This window comes from Lysinibacillus sp. NPDC058147 (assembly GCF_042884205.1).
In the GTDB taxonomy this organism is placed as follows: domain Bacteria; phylum Bacillota; class Bacilli; order Bacillales_A; family Planococcaceae; genus Lysinibacillus.
Map to the genome: position 1 here is coordinate 266,967 of NZ_JBHVUJ010000001.1, position 21,236 is coordinate 288,202.

Annotated in this window: 20 protein-coding genes and 1 riboswitch; of the genes, 15 read left to right on the plus strand and 5 right to left on the minus strand. The window is 37.7% G+C overall.

What is annotated here, in order from left to right:
- Positions 1-112 precede the first annotated feature (112 nt).
- From uvrC to ACFVT8_RS01285, 3 genes are all read left to right on the plus strand, one after another.
- Positions 113-1,903, plus strand: coding sequence for an excinuclease ABC subunit UvrC (gene uvrC / locus ACFVT8_RS01275; protein WP_387082304.1), 1,791 nt, complete (start codon positions 113-115; stop codon positions 1,901-1,903).
- 336 nt (positions 1,904-2,239) lie between these two features.
- Positions 2,240-2,418: riboswitch (Lysine riboswitch) on the plus strand.
- A gap of 186 nt (positions 2,419-2,604) precedes the next feature.
- Positions 2,605-3,831 carry an aspartate kinase gene (locus tag ACFVT8_RS01280; RefSeq protein ID WP_387082303.1) on the plus strand — a complete coding sequence of 409 codons (1,227 nt, stop codon included), beginning with the start codon at positions 2,605-2,607 and terminating at the stop codon, positions 3,829-3,831.
- Positions 3,832-4,426: 595 nt separating this feature from the next.
- Positions 4,427-5,686 (plus strand): methyl-accepting chemotaxis protein, encoded by a 1,260-nt coding sequence (locus tag ACFVT8_RS01285; RefSeq protein ID WP_387082302.1) that lies wholly within the window; start codon positions 4,427-4,429, stop codon positions 5,684-5,686.
- Positions 5,687-5,876: 190 nt separating this feature from the next.
- Here ACFVT8_RS01285 and ACFVT8_RS01290 read toward each other — a convergent pair whose 3' ends face one another.
- The gene (locus tag ACFVT8_RS01290; protein WP_387082301.1) at positions 5,877-6,311 is read right to left on the minus strand and encodes a YslB family protein; all 435 of its coding nucleotides are present in this window, start codon (positions 6,309-6,311) and stop codon (positions 5,877-5,879) included.
- Between the two features lie 272 nt (positions 6,312-6,583).
- Here ACFVT8_RS01290 and ACFVT8_RS01295 point away from each other — a divergent pair, with 272 nt between their 5' ends.
- The 11 genes from ACFVT8_RS01295 to ACFVT8_RS01345 all read left to right on the plus strand — a co-directional run bounded on the left by ACFVT8_RS01295 (position 6,584) and on the right by ACFVT8_RS01345 (position 16,011).
- Positions 6,584-7,192, plus strand: a complete 609-nt coding sequence (locus ACFVT8_RS01295; RefSeq protein ID WP_049667570.1) for a succinate dehydrogenase cytochrome b558 subunit — start codon at positions 6,584-6,586, stop codon at positions 7,190-7,192.
- Positions 7,193-7,259: 67 nt separating this feature from the next.
- Positions 7,260-9,014 carry a succinate dehydrogenase flavoprotein subunit gene (gene sdhA, locus ACFVT8_RS01300; RefSeq protein ID WP_387082300.1) on the plus strand — a complete coding sequence of 585 codons (1,755 nt, stop codon included), beginning with the start codon at positions 7,260-7,262 and terminating at the stop codon, positions 9,012-9,014.
- A 5-nt stretch (positions 9,015-9,019) separates the two neighbouring features.
- The gene (sdhB, locus tag ACFVT8_RS01305; protein WP_100542882.1) at positions 9,020-9,799 is read left to right on the plus strand and encodes a succinate dehydrogenase iron-sulfur subunit; all 780 of its coding nucleotides are present in this window, start codon (positions 9,020-9,022) and stop codon (positions 9,797-9,799) included.
- A gap of 391 nt (positions 9,800-10,190) precedes the next feature.
- Positions 10,191-10,649, plus strand: a complete 459-nt coding sequence (locus tag ACFVT8_RS01310; protein ID WP_387082299.1) for an acyl-CoA thioesterase — start codon at positions 10,191-10,193, stop codon at positions 10,647-10,649.
- 212 nt (positions 10,650-10,861) lie between these two features.
- Positions 10,862-11,083, plus strand: a complete 222-nt coding sequence (locus tag ACFVT8_RS01315) for a helix-turn-helix domain-containing protein (RefSeq protein WP_004226437.1) — start codon at positions 10,862-10,864, stop codon at positions 11,081-11,083.
- Between the two features lie 75 nt (positions 11,084-11,158).
- Positions 11,159-11,611: a MarR family winged helix-turn-helix transcriptional regulator gene (locus tag ACFVT8_RS01320; RefSeq protein ID WP_053484913.1), complete on the plus strand. Its 453-nt coding sequence runs from the start codon at positions 11,159-11,161 to the stop codon at positions 11,609-11,611.
- 10 nt (positions 11,612-11,621) lie between these two features.
- A complete protein-coding gene (gene racE / locus ACFVT8_RS01325) occupies positions 11,622-12,419 on the plus strand; it encodes a glutamate racemase (RefSeq protein WP_387082298.1) in 798 nt (265 codons plus the stop codon).
- Between the two features lie 132 nt (positions 12,420-12,551).
- Complete coding sequence (gene rph, locus ACFVT8_RS01330) at positions 12,552-13,301, plus strand: ribonuclease PH (RefSeq protein ID WP_387082297.1); 750 nt, start codon at positions 12,552-12,554, stop codon at positions 13,299-13,301.
- A 1-nt stretch (position 13,302) separates the two neighbouring features.
- Positions 13,303-13,896: an XTP/dITP diphosphatase gene (locus tag ACFVT8_RS01335; protein ID WP_387082296.1), complete on the plus strand. Its 594-nt coding sequence runs from the start codon at positions 13,303-13,305 to the stop codon at positions 13,894-13,896.
- 12 nt (positions 13,897-13,908) lie between these two features.
- The gene (locus tag ACFVT8_RS01340; RefSeq protein ID WP_387082295.1) at positions 13,909-14,412 is read left to right on the plus strand and encodes a metallophosphoesterase; all 504 of its coding nucleotides are present in this window, start codon (positions 13,909-13,911) and stop codon (positions 14,410-14,412) included.
- 138 nt (positions 14,413-14,550) lie between these two features.
- Entirely contained in the window at positions 14,551-16,011 is a 1,461-nt protein-coding gene (locus ACFVT8_RS01345) for a protein adenylyltransferase SelO (protein ID WP_387082294.1), read from the plus strand.
- Positions 16,012-16,758: 747 nt separating this feature from the next.
- On the opposite strand, the gene ACFVT8_RS01350 is transcribed toward ACFVT8_RS01345, so the two are convergent.
- From ACFVT8_RS01350 to ACFVT8_RS01360, 3 genes are all read right to left on the minus strand, one after another.
- A complete protein-coding gene (locus ACFVT8_RS01350) occupies positions 16,759-17,514 on the minus strand; it encodes a MerR family transcriptional regulator (RefSeq protein WP_387082556.1) in 756 nt (251 codons plus the stop codon).
- Positions 17,515-17,561: 47 nt separating this feature from the next.
- On the minus strand, positions 17,562-17,894 hold the full coding sequence (locus ACFVT8_RS01355) for a magnetosome magnetite crystal formation protein family (RefSeq protein ID WP_387082293.1): 333 nt from the start codon (positions 17,892-17,894) through the stop codon (positions 17,562-17,564).
- 326 nt (positions 17,895-18,220) lie between these two features.
- Positions 18,221-19,039, minus strand: a complete 819-nt coding sequence (locus ACFVT8_RS01360) for a CPBP family intramembrane glutamic endopeptidase (RefSeq protein ID WP_387082292.1) — start codon at positions 19,037-19,039, stop codon at positions 18,221-18,223.
- Between the two features lie 340 nt (positions 19,040-19,379).
- On the opposite strand from ACFVT8_RS01360, the gene ACFVT8_RS01365 reads away from it, so the two are divergent.
- The gene (locus ACFVT8_RS01365) at positions 19,380-20,615 is read left to right on the plus strand and encodes an IS110 family RNA-guided transposase (RefSeq protein WP_387082291.1); all 1,236 of its coding nucleotides are present in this window, start codon (positions 19,380-19,382) and stop codon (positions 20,613-20,615) included.
- Between the two features lie 148 nt (positions 20,616-20,763).
- Here the strand turns inward: ACFVT8_RS01365 and ACFVT8_RS01370 are convergent, their stop codons facing one another.
- Positions 20,764-21,234, minus strand: a complete 471-nt coding sequence (locus tag ACFVT8_RS01370; RefSeq protein ID WP_387082290.1) for a DinB family protein — start codon at positions 21,232-21,234, stop codon at positions 20,764-20,766.
- Positions 21,235-21,236 lie beyond the last annotated feature (2 nt).

Genomic DNA, 21,236 nt, shown 5'->3' on the forward strand with positions numbered 1-21,236 from the left:
ATATAATATAGAAAAAAGCAAAACGTTATCCTTGGAAATAGGAGACAATACGGTATGTATAGTTGTATTTAGGGGATGAACGCTGTATTAAGAAAAGGGGGGCAGGTAGGCGATGAATGATTTAATTAAACGAAAGCTTGAAATTTTACCAGATCAGCCTGGCTGCTATTTGATGAAAGATCGACAAGGAACCATTATTTATGTCGGGAAAGCGAAAGTGCTGAAAAATCGAGTACGCTCGTATTTTACTGGTACGCATGAAGGGAAAACACAGAGACTTGTAAGCGAAATAGAAGACTTCGAGTACATTGTGACATCCTCGAATATTGAAGCTTTAATTTTAGAGCTTAATCTTATAAAACTACATGACCCGAAGTACAATATTATGCTGACGGATGATAAAACGTATCCGTATTTAAAAATTACAAATGAAAAACATCCACGTCTTATTACAACACGAAAAGTGAAAAAGGATAAAGCAAAATATTTTGGTCCATATCCGAATGCGTATGCAGCAAGTGAGACGAAAAAGCTGCTAGATCGTTTATATCCTCTGCGGAAATGTGTACAACTCCCTACTAAGGTTTGTTTATATTATCATATGGGGCAATGTCTAGCCCCTTGTGTGAAGGATATTGAAGCTGAAACTTACAACGATATGATTGAGGATATGACAAAATTTTTAAATGGTGGGGTTGAGGAAGTCAAAAAGGAGCTAGAAGTAAAAATGCTAGCGGCCGCAGAAAATTTAGAGTTTGAGCGTGCAAAGGAATTTCGGGATCAAATTGCACATATCGATACAGTCATGCAAAAGCAAAAAATCGTCTCAAATGATACAACGAATCGCGATGTATTTGGCTATGCAGTTGAGAAGGGCTGGATGTGTGTTCAAGTTTTCTTCGTCCGTCAAGGAAAGCTCATCGAGCGAGATGTCTCGATTTTCCCAATTTATCAAGAAGCAGAAGAGGAATTTTTAACGTTTGTTGGACGATTTTACGAAAAGCTAGAGCACATTAAGCCTAAGGAAATCTTTATCCCGCAATCTATTGATGCAGATATTTTAACGGAATTACTAGAAGTTAAGGTACTGACACCAAAACGTGGGCAAAAAAAAGAGCTAGTTGAATTAGCGACGAAAAACGCTGAAATTGCTGTAGCTGCGAAGTTCCAACTTATTGAACGTCAGGAAGAACGCACTATAGGAGCTTGTGAGGCGCTTGGTGAAGCTATGAGCATTTCCACGCCTTTACGGATTGAAGCTTTCGATAATAGTCATATGCATGGGACAGATGCTGTATCTGCAATGGTAGTATTTATCGATGGAAAACCCGCGAAGAAGGAGTATCGAAAATACAAGACACGTACCGCTGCGAAGCACGATGACTACGGGGCGATGCAGGAAGTAATTCGTCGTCGTTACACACGCGTATTAAAAGATGGTCTACCGTTACCGGATTTAGTACTAATAGATGGTGGGAAAGGGCAAATGGAAGTCGCACGAGAAGTGTTAGAAGATGAGCTCGGCCTTGTCATTCCGATTGCCGGATTGGCAAAAGATGAAAAGCATAATACGTCACAGCTTTTATTTGGTGATCCAGCTGAAGTAATTGCGTTAAAGCGCACAAGCGATGGATTCTACTTACTGCAACGAATTCAGGACGAAGTACACCGCTTTGCTATTACCTTCTTACGACAACAGCACGAGAAGCATGCTATACAATCTGCCCTCGATCAAATAGAAGGCATTGGTCCAAAGCGAAAACAGCAATTACTTAAGCATTTTGGCTCTGTCAAAAAAATTCGTGAGGCAAGTATACAGGCATTACAGGAAGCAGGGATGCCAGCTAATCTAGCTAACAATATCTATGCTTATTTTCATTCAGCAGAAGACTCCCACCTCTAAAGGTGGTGAAATAAATTCAGAGGGAATACCTTTCCGGTGGGTGTACACACACCTACTACTGAAATAGAGGAACTCAGTCTAAGAACGCCACGTCCTGTGGCAACGACTGAGTGACCAACATCACGTTGGGCCTAAAGCCTCCGGACGCAATTACACCAAGGAGAAATTGATTTTCAATAAGAGACATTGTCAAAGGATTAGACGTATGCTAAGGTTGTATATAACATTGCTCTACAATATAGCAATGTTGTATACCATGCCTTAGCTTTTCAGTAGTTTCTACTTATTAAATTGGAAATTTCTTCACTAAGGTTCAATTAAATACATTCACTATTTAGTGATGATAGAGGTGCAAGGTTTAAGAGTAGTACGTTTGAGGACGAGCAAGTCCAGTGAAAATGTATGAAAGGGAAACTTGCCGAAGTGAAGCATCGTTGTTTCCGATGCTGTGCTGGTTTTACATTTAAGAGATGTAAGACTGTCGATTCTAATTGTTTCGGAGAGCTATCACACATGCGCAAGTTACTTTTATTGTACATGTTATAGGCAGCTTTCACATTATGTGAGGGTTGCCTTTTTTGCTTTCTAGAGACAACCTTTTTTCAAGGTAGCTATTGCAGCGTTATTTTGGTGAAGAGCTACAAATAGTATAGCTACTTTATAATCAGTGAAATGATTGAATACGAAGGAGAATGATAAAGATGGCGAGAATTGTGATGAAATTTGGTGGTGCTACATTAGCATCAACAGTGCACATTCAAAATGTTGCGAAAAAGGCGATTGCAGAAAAAGAAATAGGTTTTGATGTTGTGGTTGTCACCACAGCTATGAGGGGGATGGCTAAAGAATTAGCAAAGATGGCTCGTGATCTATCAGACAACGCATCTAAGCGTGAACTGGACGCACTATTTTCAACAAACTCACAACTTACAAGTACATTAGTGGCAATTGCTTTACAGGAGGAAGGATACGATGCAGTGTCATTAACTGGCTGGCAGGCTGGCATTGAAACCGATGCTATGTATAGCAATGCCCGTATTGATGAGATGAATACTATTCGAATAGAAGAGCATTTAGTACAGGGGAAAATCGTAGTCGTTGCTGGGGAACAGGGTATCGATAATTTACGGAATATTACGACGTTAGGTAAAGGTGGGGCGGAGACGTCGGCTATCGCTATTGCAGCAAAATTGAAGGCGGAGCGGGTAGATATTTACACGAATGTGGAGGGAGTCTATACAGCTGATCCTAGTCATGTTACTGGGGCACAAAAGTTAAAAGAAATTTCCTACGATGAGATGCTAGAGCTATCAAACTTAGGATCACAAATTTTACACCCAAGAGCTGTAGAGTTAGCAAAGAAGTTTCAAATCCCAGTTATCATTCGGTCGAGCGAAATAGATACAGTAGGTACTTTATTGAAGGAGGAAGTTGAAATGGAGAAAAATTTAATTGTACGTGGTGTTGCCTATGAGTCAGACGTTATTCGCTTAACAGTTGGTTATGATGCTTATTCCAATGCTTCATTAGCAGATATGTTCACTATACTCGCAGAAAATCGCATAAACGTCGATATAATTGTTCAAGCAATAATTGATGGCTTAAAGCCAACTGTATCATTTACCATTTTAAAAGAGGAATTCGCTGAAGCATTACGTGTCCTAGAAGATAGTAAATTATCATTAGGGTTTAGTTTTGCTGATTTTGAAATCGGCTTAGCAAAAGTCTCTATTATTGGTTCAGGAATGGCATCTAATCCAGGGGTGGCTGCCCGAATGTTTGATCGTCTACGTCATGAAGGTATCCCTGTAAAAATGGTCAGTACCTCTGAAATAAAAGTGTCTGTCGTTGTTCCTCAGGACGAAATGATTCGTGCTGCAAATGCTTTACATGATGAATTTAACTTAGAACAAGCGCTTTACATATAATGTTGAAGAGGATGTGTCAGTAAAAGGCACATCTTTCCATGTTGATGAAAAACTATTATGTCAATGAAATTTATATGTCATATTAAATAAAATAGGGCTCTATGGCAAAACGAGGGGTTGATTTCCGTTCCGGCTGTGCTCTTTGTTGCTGTCGCTTCGCTTTCGCACAGATAAAACATTTGTTGCTGACGCTTCGCTTTCGCACAGATAAAACATTTGTTGCTGACGCTTCGCTTTCGCGCAGAGCATAGCTTCCTGGGGGTGTCCGATGAGCCGCTTGGGCCAACAGATGTTTTTTGCGCGAAAGCATAGTGTTAACGTAGCGGTAGCAGCACGATGTTGATCACGAAGGCGTTATCACAGGATGTGATGTTTTTAGCCTTCGTTCTTCTGCCTGCTCGCTCCATGGTCTCATCTGTGACGCTGATCCCCAAGGAGTAGCCCAGCCTCCACTCCAATCAACCACTTCACTTAAAATGAATCTTCTAGAATAGGCATATCTATTTTTGTTCACATCAATTTAATATTTTATCCAATCCTATTGTTATATAATAAAATGTGACATGTTTTACCAAGGGGAAGGTGGGAGTTTTGTATGGTATTATTCGGTTTATTTCAAAAACCAATGGATGAAAGTGTTGAGAGACAAAACGATTTAGAAATACAAATACTAAAAAAGCGAATTTTAGAATTGGAACTTGAACAGGAAAGCATTGATGTGAAAAATGCGATTTTAGACTTTGTGCTAGCGCATATGGAGTTAATTAATTTTCAAACGGCTTTAAAGGTTCAAAATGTCTCAACGAGTGTAGGGGATATTTCCGCAATGAGTGAAGAAATGTCATCAAATACAGAAGAGATGCTTACGGTTGAGCAAAATGTTAATACAAATATTCAAGAAATAAAACAGCACTCCATATTACTAGTAGAGGAAATGGAATCGTCCATTTCGAAAGGCGAAATGGTTCAGGAGCTGTTGGCTAAAGGAGCTCATTCAACAGAGCAATTGTATGATGAAATGACTAAAATGGATGATATCGGTAAAGGGGTAACCGGTATTGCCGATCAAACACAACTACTATCCTTAAATGCCTCTATTGAAGCCGCACGAGCTGGTGAGCATGGAAAGGGCTTTAATGTTGTCGCGATGGAAGTAGGGAAGTTAGCCAACAGCTCGAAAGGTTCATTGCAGGAAATGACGAAGATTCGAGCAGTCATTGATAAGAAACTACATAATACAATGACAAATATTAAACAAGTCGAACATTATTTAACTGACTTTTTAAGTATCATGAAGGACAATATTGCTAACTTGACTGTAACAAGTAAAAATATTGAAGAAGCAGCACATGGCATTCATCAAATAACAGCTGCATCTGAAGAAAATGTAATAGCTGTAGGTCGTTTAGCGGAAACAACGACGGAACTATCACATACTAGTGACTTCTCGGATATTATACAAAATCAAGTATCTGAAATGTTAAAAGCTATTGTACCGACAATCAGAAAGCCCTCAGAACAAACAGTAGTTAGCCAATTGGCGGCAAGGTTAATGGATCATGCTAGCTTTTTGCGAAATGCTATTCAAAAGGCTGGCCATAAAGAAACTTTAAAGACGCATCATCAATGTATGTTTGGGGAATGGTATTATGGACATTTTGAGGAATATCAGAATTTACCAGAATATCTTCATATAGAACAACCTCATGAATTAGTACATATGGCCGCACAAAAATTAGTAAATGAACTGTCGATTAGTAACTTAGAGGAAATGATTCAACAGTCACTTAATATTTTAGAAGCTTTTATTTCGTTAATAGATGTGCTCTTAAAAGAAAGACGTGCACAACTATAAATTAGAAAAGTGATTCGTAAACATAACGAGGGGCTTGATTTCCGTTCCGGCTAGGCGCTTTTATCGCTGACGCTTCGCTTTCGCACAGAGCAAAGCATCCTGGGGGCGTCCAGTCTTCATTTTAATCAACTTATATGCATACATAAAAAGGATTGTCATCCATAAATTTGGGATGGCAATCCTTTTCGTTTTATTCTGTAGGAACGGTGTTCATGATTCTCTCTTTAACGTCCCATTTTACTGTAAATGTAACATTCTGATGCTTTTCATGTTTTTCATCATAGCATTCTGTTAAATAACCTTTTGTTTGCTGGATTTGTTCAGCTATAAATCCTGCTTCAAGTCTAAAGCTACGAAGACCGATTTGTATCAGTTCTGGATCATTTGTCAACTGGAATATGCGTCCATCCTTCGATTCTTTGACAAGCTCTAAATTACCCCAACAGGCATCTGCGAAAAATGCGATAAGTTCATCTTGACTTGTACAGGGGAACTTCCGAGCTAGATCTTTTCCTGCCCAGTAAAGGACATCACCTTCGTGTTTACCAAGAATGGAAGATAAAATATAATCGCGAATTATCTCATAGCCAAATGCTGAGATTGTAGGAGATGAAGTGTTTAACATTGAAAGCCTTCTTTCTTAGAATTTTCTTAAAATTTGACACTGATAAAGTAAAGATAGATTTTTCGAGAAAAAACGATGCATCATGTACTAGATTCCTTATTTAATAAGGAATGTGAAAAACTTTAAGTTGCCTTGACGCTCGTAGCTCTTGAGAGTACAATAAACATGTCATAATATTGTACCATGATGAAATACACAGTCAATGAAGTATCAGTTACAAAATGATGACTTCTTTAGTTGTGCTATTTTAAGTACTAAGGGGGGTAACAGTCTTGTCGAAAGATCGAGAGTTTTTATTGCGTCGCTTACATTCTCTACTTGGTATCATTCCAGTAGGTCTGTTCTTAACGATGCACCTGTTAATTAACTTTACAGCAACAGGCGGAGCAGAAAGTTACAACGCAGCTACCGCTAATATGGAAAAGATTCCATTCCTTATCCTAGTTGAATGGATTGTCATCTATATTCCATTAATGTTCCACGCATTTTATGGTGTCTACATTGCATTCACTGCTACACCAAATACGGGACGTTTCAGCACATACCGTAACTGGATGTACTCATTACAACGTTTCACGGGTGTATTCTTAGTGATCTTCATTGCATGGCATATTTTCCAAACTCGTATTCAAAAAGCGCTTGGTACAGAAGTTGATTACGACATGATGGCGAATATTGTTTCTAATCCATTCATGCTTGGGTTCTACATTGTTGGTATTATATCAGCAACTTTCCACTTATCTAACGGTTTATGGGCATTCCTAGTAAGCTGGGGTATTACACAATCTCCTCAGTCTCAAAAGATTGCTACTTATGTAACAAACATTATTTTTGTAATTCTAAGTGTAGTTGGTGTGGCTGCTATTTTAGCTTTTGCTTAATGTAATAGAAGCTACTATAGAGCATATGGCAATCATTGCAATTTTTTAAGAGGAGTGAGAAATAATCATGGCGAAAAGCAAAATAATTGTTGTCGGCGGCGGTTTAGCTGGTCTGATGGCAACGATTAAAGCAGCTGAAGTTGGTACTGAAGTTGATTTATTCTCATTAGTTCCTGTAAAACGCTCACACTCTGTATGTGCGCAGGGCGGAATTAATGGTGCGGTAAATACAAAAGGTGAAGGGGATTCTCCTTGGATTCACTTCGATGATACAGTATACGGTGGGGACTTCTTAGCGAACCAACCACCAGTTAAGGGTATGTGTGATGCAGCCCCTGGTATTATTCACTTAATGGACCGTATGGGTGTAATGTTCAACCGTACACCAGAAGGTCTTCTTGATTTCCGTCGTTTTGGTGGTACATTACACCACCGTACAGCATTCTCTGGTGCGACAACTGGTCAACAATTACTATACGCGCTAGACGAGCAAGTTCGTTCTCACGAAGTAGCTGGTTTAGTTAATAAATATGAGCACTGGGAATTCCTTGGTGCAGTAGTCGATCCTGACGGCGTTTGTCGCGGCATCGTAGCGCAAGATATGCGTACAGAAGAAATTAAATCATTCCGTGCAGACGCTGTTATTATGGCAACTGGTGGCCCTGGTATTATCTTCGGTAAAACAACAAACTCTGTAATCAATACAGGTTCTGCTGCTTCTATCGTGTACCAACAAGGTGCTACTTACGCGAATGGTGAGTTCATTCAAATTCACCCAACAGCTATTCCTGGAGATGACAAAAACCGTCTAATGTCAGAATCAGCTCGTGGTGAAGGTGGACGTATTTGGACTTATAAAGACGGTAAACCTTGGTACTTCTTAGAAGAGAAATACCCAGCATATGGTAACTTAGTACCACGTGATATTGCAACACGTGAAATTTTCGACGTTTGTGTGAACCAAAAACTAGGTATCAATGGTGAAAACATGGTATATCTAGATCTTTCACATAAAGATCCACATGAATTAGATGTAAAACTTGGTGGTATTATTGAAATCTACGAAAAATTCGTAGGTGATGATCCACGTAAATTACCAATGAAAATTTTCCCAGCAGTTCACTATTCAATGGGTGGATTATGGGTTGACTACAACCAAATGACTGAAATTCCTGGTTTATTTGCAGCAGGTGAATGTGATTACTCTCAACATGGTGCAAACCGTCTTGGTGCGAACTCATTATTATCTGCTATTTATGGTGGTATGGTTGCTGGTCCAAACGCAGTAGACTATGTTAAACATCTTAAAAAGCATGCTGAAGATCTTCCACAAGAAATCTATGATGCACGCGTTCAAGAAGAACAAGCTAAGTGGGATGCTATCATGAAAATGGACGGCACAGAAAACGCTTACTTACTTCATAAAGAGCTTGGTGAAATGATGACTGCTACTATGACAGTAGTACGTTATAACGACCAACTTGAAGATACATTAAACAAACTTGATGAATTCCAAAAACGTTGGGAAAACATTAACATCAACGATACTCAAAAATGGAGTAACCAAGGTGCTCACTTTACGCGTCAGTTGAAAAATATGATTTACCTTGCGAAAGTAATGACAAAAGGTGCGTTATTACGTGACGAATCTCGTGGTGCACACTATAAACCAGATTTCCCGAACCGTGATGATGAGCAGTTCTTAAAAACTACAATGGCGAAATTTGACCCAACTACTGGTAATCCAATTATCACGTACCAAGAAGTTGACGTTTCATTAATTCCACCACGTAAACGTGATTACTCTGCGAAAGGAGACTGAGAATTATGAATATCGCAGCTAATACTGGAAGAATGGTTAAAGTGGAAATTTTACGTCAAGATGCAAAAGGCGGCAATGGCTACTGGCAAAAATTCCAAGTACCTTACCGTCACGGTATGAACGTAATTTCTATTTTAATGGAAATTCAAAAAAATCCTGTTACTGAAAATGGCGAAAAAACTACTCCAGTAACTTGGGATATGAACTGTCTTGAAGAAGTTTGTGGTGCATGTTCAATGGTTATTAATGGCCGTCCACGTCAATCTTGTTCAACACTTGTTGACCAATTGACTGAGCCAATTAAACTTGAGCCTATGAAAACTTTCCCAGTTATTCGTGACTTACAAGTTGACCGTGAACGTATGTTCAATGCACTTAAAAAAGTTAAAGCATGGGTTCCAATCGATGGTACTTATGATTTAGGTGAAGGTCCACGTATGCCAGAAGGTAAACGTCAATGGGCTTATGAATTATCTAAATGTATGACTTGTGGTGTATGTATGGAAGCATGTCCAAACGTGTCTGAAAAAGCTTCATTCATCGGACCAGCGCCATTATCACAAGTGCGTCTATTCAACACTCACCCAACTGGTGCAATGATTAAAGATGAACGTTTAAATGCAATCATGGGTGATGGAGGCCTTGCAAACTGCGGTAACTCACAAAACTGTGTAGCTGCTTGTCCAAAAGGTATTCCTTTAACAACATCTATTGCTTCATTAAACCGTGCAACTACTGTGCAAATGTTCCGTAACTTCTTCGGTTCTGACCACTACGTTGACTAATAGTACAAGCTTTATTCTTAACTCCCTTACACTCAATGTGTGAGGGAGTTTTTCTATATAAAAAATATTAAATAATTTTGTAGAATAGTGCTTGATTGATACCACTCCCCATTAATGTTTCGCATTATAGGGGATTCAAAAGGGAGCTTTTTTTAGAAAGAGTAATAAACTAAATATGAGGACTTCAATACAACAAAAAAAAGATCGAAATACCCAAAATTAGAATAGGAATCATTGATTTGTACAAAAAATAAGTTTTAACGAGTAAAAATATGGATTTTCTATGATAATATAGTGTTTTCCTATATAATGAATGTATATTCATTTATGACTTGCTAATTCCATCTGTTGTTTCGGGAAGAAGCGAATGAAAATTAGGGGGATGGTTAAGATGAAAGCAAATTATATCGGAGATTTTCAGGAATGGGCAAAGGATTTTTCATTTTTTATTGAGGTCCGTGTACGTTTTTCAGAAACGGATATGTACGGTCATATGAACAATACAGTTAGCTTTACATACTTTGAACAAGCACGAATCGATTATTTCCGTCATTTAGGTGTTCTAATGCCATCAGCAATTGATGAACATGTAGAGGGGATTCCGATTGTAGCCGACTTACAGTGTGATTACGTGAAGCAGGTTTTCTTTGATGACGTGCTAAGAATTTATACTAAGATAGCGAAAGTAGGAAATTCATCAATGGATATTCATTACTTGGCGAAAAATCAACATGATGAAGTTTGCTTTACGGGGCGTGGTACGGTAGTGCAAATGGACCCTCGGACAGGGAAGAGTGTACCTATATCTGAAGAAGAAAAAACTCATTTAGCAAGCTTGGTGTTCCTATAGTATTGGAAACGGATTGTGGAAAATTCAGGGAAGGAAGTATAAACAATGATTTCTACGCTTGAAATTGCATTTTTACATAAAAATTATTAATGTATGGAAGCAATTTCCGATTTTTTTTAGGAAACACGGGATATTCATGAAAATAGCCGTCACCGCTCTTCATTCCTTAACATAAGTTACAATACGTGCGGGGGAGGAGGGTGTAACTGAAAATGAATGGCTCTCATCATCGTTCTCTTTTAACGAACCGAGAACGTGAAATATTTGCGCTTTTATTAGCTGAAAAAACAACGAGGGATATTGCAGAGCAACTTGGTATTAGTGAAAAAACAGTGCGAAATCACATTTCCAATACAATTCAAAAGTTAGGTGTAACGAATCGATCTCAGGCGTTAATTGAGCTGTTACGCTTAGAAGAATTCAAATTAGACTAAATGGACACTTGCTATTTCAGAAAAAAAACGACAAAATAGAACTATTCAACGTATTTTTAGGAGTGAAATAGTTATATGTCGGATGAAGTAACAAAACACTCACCTGAAACCGTTGCAACGGTTGAAAAGGAATTACGCTATATAGCGGCGATAGTGAAGCAAAAAGGAAGAGAGATTGTTTCACAATATGCGATTACGCCGCCACAATTTGTTGCATTACAGTGGTTAGAGGAGCTTGGAGATATAACAATTGGCGACCTGTCAAATCGATTATACTTAGCTTTTAGTACAACAACAGATTTAGTGGACCGAATGGAGAAAAATGAATTAGTCAAACGAGTGCGTGACGAAAATGATCGTCGTGTCGTTGTTGTTCATCTTCTCGAGAAGGGCGAACGTATTATTCAAGAGGTTATTGAAAAAAGACAGCAATATTTACAAGAGAAGCTTGTTGGTTTTAATGAACAAGAAGTCGCGCAATTATCAAGCTATTTAGAAAAACTACATGTACACATGAAACAGGATTGAGGCGGAAAGTATGAATGCCCCGATAGGCGTTATTGACTCAGGAGTAGGCGGTTTAACCGTAGCAAAAGAAATAATGAAGCTATTACCAAATGAAACGATCTATTATATTGGTGATACAGCAAGATGTCCGTATGGTCCAAGAAGTCGTCAAGAAGTACGAAATTTCACTTGGCAAATGGCAAAAGCACTAGAAAAAATGAATATCAAAATGCTCGTCATTGCTTGTAATACAGCGACTGCAGTAGCACTCGAAAGTTTACAAAGAAATATGCCTTTTCCGGTACTAGGCGTTATTAATGCTGGCGCACGTGCAGCTGTAAAGAAAACGAAGCGACATGAAGTCGTTGTGCTTGCAACAGAAGGAACAATTAAAAGTGGGGCGTATGAGGAAGCCTTACTATCATTGAATACGTCAACACATATAATTCCGCTGGCTTGCCCAACATTCGTACCACTTGTAGAAAGTGGCGAATATAAAGGTGAATTTGCAAATAAATTAATAGCGGAAGGCTTAAAGCCGTTGAAAAATGAACAATTTGATACGGTCATATTAGGATGTACGCACTATCCAATTTTGCAAAAACAAATTGAAGCTGTTGTAGGAGAAGAAGTTTTTGTGCTTTCTTCTGCAGAGGAAACAGCAAAGGATGTTCAAGAAATGCTTGCGTATAATGGTACTTTGGCTGACCCAGACGCTGTGCCTGCCCATAAATTTTATGCAACTGGTTCTGTTCCAATTTTCCGTTCGATTGCTGAAAGTTGGCTTGAGCAAGGTACTCTTCATATAAAACGTATGACATTAAAATAAAAAATCAGCTTAGCTAGGGGCTAGGCTGATTTTTGCCGTTTTTAGCTTTTTATATAAGGAACCGAGCACTTTTTTGAAGGTGAAAATTATGTTAAGATGAGTGCGCGAAAGATTTTAGGAGGAACGAAAAATATGACAAGATTTGATGGAAGAAATATAGATGCACTGCGTCCTGTGAAAATAGATAGTGAGTATCTATTGCACCCAGAAGGCTCAGTGTTAATTCAAGTAGGCAATACGAAAGTAATTTGTACAGCAACGATTGAGGATAAGGTTCCTGGGTTTTTACGTGGACAAGGCAAAGGTTGGATCACTGCAGAATACTCGATGCTTCCTCGTGCAACAGCACAGCGTACAGCACGTGAATCATCTCGCGGCAAAGTCAATGGCCGCACAATGGAGATTCAACGATTAATCGGTCGTGCATTACGTGCTGTCGTTGATTTAGAAGCACTTGGTGAGCGTACTGTGTGGATTGACTGTGACGTGATTCAAGCTGACGGGGGGACGCGTACAGCCTCAATAACAGGAGCATTTGTAGCGATGGCACAGGCAATTGCTAAGCTTGCAGAAGAAAAACAATTAGCAAAATTCCCGGTGACAGACTATTTAGCTGCAACAAGTGTTGGTATTGTAGAGGATCATGGAGCAATTTTAGACTTAAACTACGTTGAAGATGTCGCTGCTGCTGTAGATATGAACATCGTCATGACAGGAGCAGGACGCTTTGTTGAGCTACAAGGGACAGGTGAAGAAGCAACCTTTTCTCGTGAAGAGTTAAATGAACTACTGGCGTTAGGTGAAGTAGGTATTCAACAATTGATTGCAATTCAAAAAGAGACACTAGGTGAATTGGCTAACAAAGTGGGAGGAAATGAATAACATGAAACAAGTAGTCATTGCAACGAAAAATAAAGGAAAAGCAAAAGATTTCGAAGCGTTATTTGGTCCACTTGGTTATGAAGTAGTAACGATGTTTGATGTTGCCCCAGAGATGGAAATAGAAGAAACAGGCACTACTTTTGAGGAAAATGCAATCTTAAAGGCAGAAGCATTGGCAAAAGAGCTAAACACAATTGTTATTGCTGATGATAGTGGCTTAGCTGTAGATGCACTAAATGGTGAACCTGGTGTTTATTCTGCACGTTATGCGGGTGATCATGATGATGAAGCAAACATGGTTAAGTTGTTAGAAAACCTAAAAAATGTCGAAGATGAAAAGCGTACTGCACGCTTCTGCTGTTGCATCGCTATTGCAGGACCTGGTTTTGAAACGACAACAGTTTTTGGTACTTGTGAAGGTGTCATTGCACACGAAAAACGTGGTACAAACGGATTTGGTTACGATCCAGTCTTCTTTGTCCCAAGCTTAAACCGTATGATGGCAGAGCTAACAGCCGATGAAAAAGGAGCAATTTCTCACCGCGGAAATGCGATTCGTAAGTTGAAGGAACAATTACCTAATCTTATAAAATAAGAGGTGATATCCATGCAAATACTGGTTATGAGTGATACACATGGCGATAGTAATGTGATTGAAAAAGTTCGTAGCTTTTACCCAAATGTCGATGCTTTGATTCACTGTGGAGATAGTGAGCTTCCTTTCTCACATAAAGCACTGGATGGCATGAAGAAAGTACGTGGAAATTGTGACATCGATATAGCTTTTCCTGATGAAGCAGTATTCGATTTAGTGGATGTAACAGTCTTTGCAACACATGGCCATTTATTCAATGTTAAAACTTCAATCTTATCTTTATCATATCGTGCCAAAGAGGTAAACGCACAAATTACGTGCTTTGGTCACTCCCATATTCTTGGGGCGGAAATGATTGATGGTGTGCTATTTTTAAATCCGGGGAGTTTATTAAAACCTCGTGGCCGTAAAGAAAAAAGCTTTGCCCTTGTAGAGGCTGAAGACACGTATTTTGAAGTAAAGTTCTTGACGGATGATAATAGCTGTATTTCCACCCACAAGTTTATGCGAAAATGATGTAACAAAACGCTTAGAAACTCTAAGCGTTTTTTATTTTATTCAGGACCAATTGTTGAAGATTAGATGGTAAAAATGGCTATGAATTGTTTATGATTAAGTAGAAAAAATAAATATAAACATAACAAAGGAGAAAACATGGACAATACAATAGGATGGAATTTTGATAATAGCTATACTCGCCTACCAAGCATTTTTTATTCATCAATCAATTTAAATCCAGTCCGTTCACCAAAATTGATAATGTTAAACGAATCAGTTGCTAATGCACTTGGATTAAACGTCGATGCTTTGCAAAGCGTGGAAGCGGTAGCGATATTTGCAGGTAACAACAATCCGACTGGTGGCATGCCCATTGCCCAAGCTTACGCAGGGCATCAGTTTGGTCACTTTAATATGCTTGGAGATGGAAGAGCACTGTTATTAGGTGAACAACTAACATCAACTCATGAACGCTTTGATATCGCACTAAAAGGCTCAGGAAGAACGCCTTATTCCCGTGGCGGAGATGGCAGAGCAACACTTGGTCCCATGCTACGGGAATATATTATTAGTGAAGCCATGCATGCACTCGGTATTCCAACCTCTCGAAGTTTAGCTGTCGTGACTACAGGCGAAATTGTCCTCCGCGAAACCGAGCTTCCTGGCGCAGTATTAACGCGTATTGCAAGCAGTCATTTGCGAGTTGGGACTTTTCAATATGCAGCGAACTTTGGATCAGAAGAAGAGCTAAAAGCTTTGGCGGATTATGCTTTGGAACGTCATTTTCCTAAAGCTGATGTAGCTCAAAATCGATATCTGACCCTTTTACAGGAAGTTATAAAGAAACAAGCATCTCTCATCGCAAAATGGCAGCTAGTTGGTTTTATTCATGGTGTCATGAACACAGATAATATGACCATTAGTGGTGAGACGATTGATTATGGTCCTTGCGCTTTCATGGATGCTTATGATCCAGCGACAGTATTTAGCTCTATTGATCGACAAGGACGTTATGCTTACGGGAACCAGCCTAATATCGGAGGATGGAATTTAACACGACTGGCTGAATCATTAATACCGTTAATCCATGAAAATCAAGAAGACGCTATACACTTAGCTCAAGAGACACTACAACAATATCCGCAGTTGTATTTTGCAAACTGGCTAGCAGGTATGCGAGCAAAACTGGGGATATTCAACGAAGAAGATCAGGACGTGGCACTCATTGAAGAGCTTCTAAAATTAATGCAGCAACATCAGGCAGACTATACGAATACATTTATCGCACTAACCTTCGATAAATTTAATGAATCAACGTTATTTACTACAAATGAATTTAAAGAATGGCATAAAAACTGGCTTGCAAGACTAGAAAGACAGCAAGAAACAAAAGATATGTCTCAACAATTAATGCGCGAGCATAATCCAGCGGTTATTCCACGAAATCACCGTGTAGAAGAAGCATTAGAAGCTGCTGTTGAACAGGGAGACTATAGCGTAATGAAGCGATTATTGGATGCTCTTGCTCAACCTTTTGCACATTGTAAGGAGCAGCAGGAATACGCAACATTACCAACACCAACTAACCAACCATATCGAACGTTTTGTGGCACATAAGTTACAATCACCAAAATAACCTTAGGCTGGGACAGAACTCGATTATTTTGAAAAACGGCGAAAATAGAAGATAACTTTTTCGCTTCAATGGGTAGAGTGTTCCTTCCTGGCTGAATCAAAAAAATGTTAGATCGAAATAAAATCGGTCTAACATTTTCTTTTGTCCCAACATCATTTTTATGATTCTGTTCGTAACGATTGTGTTTTATCATGTCTTACTCAATAATAGGGTGGTTTAGTTTAAGAAGAACTTTAGTTTTCATTCTTTTGTAAAGATATGTTTTTAGTTGTGTCCATTTTTATCCAGTGAATTAATTATATGCTTTTTGTTAGTATTGATTATGTAATAAACAAGGAGTAAACTAACAAATTTGATTGCAATAATTATGATGTCATTGATGATATTGGTTGGATTTCTATTAATGTATTTTGCAATATACTCAAAAAATAAAGATATAGAAATGTTATTTATTATGGGTGCGACAGATTTAATCTTGGTAGTAGTTAATTTAGTATTCAATCTTTCTCCAATACGCTTTAAAAGATTATTACTATTTTTATTTGGGTTATTTTGGTCAAGTTTTTTCTTATTTATCTTTATTACAGGGAGATATTAGAATAAAAACTAACTGATGCAGTTTTTGATAAACTGGCTTATTAAACAATCGGTGTCTTCAAGTAAAGCATTCGTTACTTTAAGTACATTCATTCACAAACTTTATACTGAAGGTATCTATTTGTTCAATATTAAATTGATTTATTATTCTGACGACAATTTATAGCTTCTTTTAAAAATTCTGTCTCCTTTTCGGTAAAAGGGCTTGGAAATGAAATTGGTTCTGTATATGGCAACTTTTCTTTAATTGAATCTAATTTTCCTTTTGCAGTTTCATCCATTAGTTTTAGGAGTATTTCTATAGTTTCTTGTGCCTCTTTTGAGGAAGGTTCTGCTTTAGTAAAACTTAATTGTTTTACTTTGGTAAGTACTGTATTCCATTTTTTGTCTAAATCAATTTCTTCCTGTTTAGTGATATTCAACAATGGATCATTTATATCCTTAGAAAAGTTTTCTTTAAGCCACTTCTCATTATCTTCTTCAAATATTAATTTTTGAAGCATTGAGCAAAACACATTAACATTAACGATTTCTACACCTTCTGTTGTTTCAATGAGATGATTTAAATCAGATATAGTATTGGCAATCTCAAGTTTTTTCGCTTCAAATAACTTCTTTTGATAAGTTAAAGATTTTATTAAAATTTCACCTTCAACAGTATGTTCTTCCAGCATATTTTTAATATCTTTTAGCGAAAGACCTAAAAACTGTAGAGCTTTAATTTTTTGTAATAGAGTTAAATCTTCTTTTGTATATAATCTATGTCCCCCATCTGTATAATCGCTTGGTTTCAATAAATCTATACTGTCATAATATCGAAGAGTTCTGATGCTAACACCAGACTTCTGTACAAATTCTCCTATAGTAAATATACTTTTATTCAACATCATCACCTCACTGAAAAGCTTTTCGTTTAGAAAGTAGAAGATATCTTCTATACCTTAAAATATCTAATAACTGGGTAAGAAAACCTTTTTCCTTTTAAAGTATAAATAGTGGCAATTAAAATTAATATCGTTTCTAGAATAATAAGTGAAAAAGATAGAATAGAAACCATATTTATTTTTTTAGATACAAAAGTTAATATTAGTAAAATCGGAAAAAAAGTAAAATGAAGATTCATCCCTTCTTTTGCGTGATGGGCAAAATAATCATTCCTACCCTTTGATACCAAATATACTAAAATTGGTAAAATAAAAGTTAATAAAAGTGAGAATAAATGCATTAAACTTGCTAGCACTCTGTTAAATAAACTTTCCTTTTTCAATCGTCCTACCTCCAGTGGCATAAATTATTGGCTACCGTTTAATTTGGTAACTAAATTCATCATAAAAGGTGACGCTACTAGAGATTCAAGTACAAAAGTTTATTTAATTTAAAAATCCTTATTTAACAGTTTTAGTAATACTATCTCTACATTGGAGAATCATTAATGTAGCTTATTAAATTATTCTGCACCGTTAGTTCAATAAAGAAAAAAGAACTGCATATGCAACTCAATCTTCAAGAAAAGCACCCGTTACTTTAAGTACAACATTTCACAATCTTACACATTGATGCTATCACATTTCTTTCAGAAAGGGGAGATATAGGTTAATTTGCGCCCCTGTTAGATACTGTGGGGCTGTTCTTTTTGTCGTATATCACAACAGTTACAATTGAAACAAGAACAATTACAGCATTTGCGGCAATGGTTCCTACCCAAGTCATAGTCATGGTGCCGAAGATGGGGGATGTCGCATTGAACATGGTGTGGAATAATACGCACATAAACACATGGCCTTTTCCTGATATTTTGTAGATTGCCCCGTTGAAAAACCGAAACGCAATGAGTTGAACTGCAAACATCCAAAAGTTAACGAGTCCCTCTCCGTGATTCGTCCCCGGAATGAAGAAGAGAGGGATATGCCATAAAATCCAAATGATTCCAACTAAAACAGAAGACAAAACAAAACCGTATTTTTTGTCAAGCTCAGGCTGCAATATGTACATCCAGCCAGCTTCCTCTAAGCCACCGATAATAAGATTACCAGGCAGGGAAAGGAAGAACGCATAAAATGGAAGCACCATTTCCGTGTGGCCAGAAACTGCAATATGTATCACAAAATACAGTGCAAGTCCTGCAACAACGAACAAATAGAGAGATATGCTATTTTTGGCATAAAAAACAGTTCTCAACCATTCCTTGAAACCTACTATTTTGTTATTTTTCTTCAGAACGATATATGAAGCAATAGCGGGCGACAAAATATAGATTGCAAAAGGGATATTCATTCCGAATTGCTGTAACGAGTGAACCCAATTGTGAACCGAATAACCAAATTGCCCCAGGGCAATCAAAGCACCTGACACAAGATAGGCTATGCAAAATGTCAGCATCGTAAATTGTACTGTGATTTTTTTGTGTGTCACGATTTCTTCACCTCACATTTTAATCATTTAAATGTGTTTGTAGACAAAAATCAATAATAAGGTTGTTTAATTCTTGTTCAACTAAAGCACCCCGTTCGTATTATAAGGTCAGCCAGAGTAATCTGGTTGACTATTTTTTATTCAATTTATAGATTGATAGTAGCCGGGGTCGAACGGAAGCACCCGTGGGACTTGATCCCGACAACTAAACTGTTCGCCCTCTACTTGTTAACACATGATTAGGCTGGTTGGGACATTACGATCTCGTATAACAAGCAAGATATGAATAACAAGCTAGATAGAGGTTACCGGTCAATACCACCTTGGGAGGAGATAAACTATGAATCCAGTAGTTGGTCTGGATGTCGCAAAAGGTGAAAGTCAGGTTCAAATGTTCTTGGATAAAAAAATGCCCTATAAAAGCAGCGTGAAAGTTGATCATACGGTGGATGGATTGGAAGAGTTACACTCTTATTTATTAGATTTAGAGCGTCAAACAGGAATGAAGCCACCTGTTGTTTTGGAATCAACGGGTCACTATCATGCCCCAGTTGTACAGTTTTTAGAAGCAAGAGAATACATGGTCATTATCGTAAATCCACTGATATCTTACCGAGCAAAAAGTTCTAGCTTGCGAAAAACCAAAACAGATGCCATTGATGCTTATCACTTAGGCGAACTGTATTACAAAGAGGATTTAGCGCCTCAGAAAAAGCGTGGTGTACAGTTATTAAACCTTCGGCATCTAACAAGGCAACATGAAAATATGACAGGAATTATGATTCAAACAAAGCTTCAATTTCAAGCCGTATTAGATCAAATATTCCCTGAGTACAAAGGAGTTTTTGGCGATTTATACGCTGAGATTTCCATAAAAACTTTACAAGCTTACCCTACTTCTGAATCAGTCAAAGAAGCAGGTGTAGAAGAGATCGCACAATTCATTGATACACATTGCAAAGCACGTTCGTTTAATTGGGCACTCGAAAGATCGGAAAAATTAATCGGAGCTGCAGAACGCAATCCATTTCAATCAACTCTTTATCAAAGTCTTCTAGTCAGCTTGAATATGTATATTGATTTACTTCAAGTGTACCACCAACAACTTTCTACGTTGGAGCGTGAGATTGATGAGTTAGCGGCACAACTTGAAGAATATGAATTACTCCAATCAATTCCCGGTATTGGTGAAAAAATCGCTGCAACGATTATTTCAGAAATCGGAGAAATTGATCGGTTTAATCATCCGAAAAAGTTAGTAGCATTTGCAGGACTAGATCCCAGTGTGTTTGAATCAGGTCGCTTTAAAGGCACGAAAAATCACATTACTAAACGCGGCTCGGCTAGGCTTCGCCACATGCTTTATACAGCTGTTCGTTGTTCTATTCGAGATAGTCGGAAAAAGAAAACAACACCTGAAACTATCGCACGAAATAAGCGATTACGAGCCTTCTACGATTTAAAACGTGAGGAAGGAAAGCCATATAAAGTAGCCATTATTGCTTGTGCAAATAAGCTTTTACATTGGATTTATGCGATTTTAAAAACGAAAACACCATTCCAAGAAACCACGTAGTGACAGCATTTTCAAATACAACAAAAACCTTCCAAATTTAATTCGGAGGGTTATTTGGGTTGCGCTTTTTAGTATAGCATGAAGTGTTTTATAATTTAAAAGATTTTTATTGACAATCTATTAGCTGGTTTAGTTCAATAGTAAAGTTCTATTCAAACAATGGAACTTTTGGGTCTATTCCATAACAATGAATAAGCATAGAGTGTAATTGCCCTCTGTGATGATAAATGTGAGCTACAATCTCTAACAACCATTCATATCGTGAGTATGTAACACCCCAAAAAGAAGTAACTTCCACTTGAAGTTCGACTTCTGTGAAATTCATAAATTTATCTTCTAAAAATTGATGATTTTTTATCAATGCTTCTCTAATCCCATTTAGACTTTTATATGAAACACTTGAATAAAATTTGTTCATCGAGTCTTGAGATGCCCCGTCCGAAATAAGCGAATCAGCTTCACAAATTATAGCAATATGTTCTAACAGCTCTCCTATGGACTGCTTATTAGGTGTAGGCCTTTTTTGCAAGTCATTTTCTGTTAACTTTTCTATCATTTCAACAATTGTCGTTACAGCGACTTTAATTTGATGTAATGCACTCTTACAATATATATTCATTT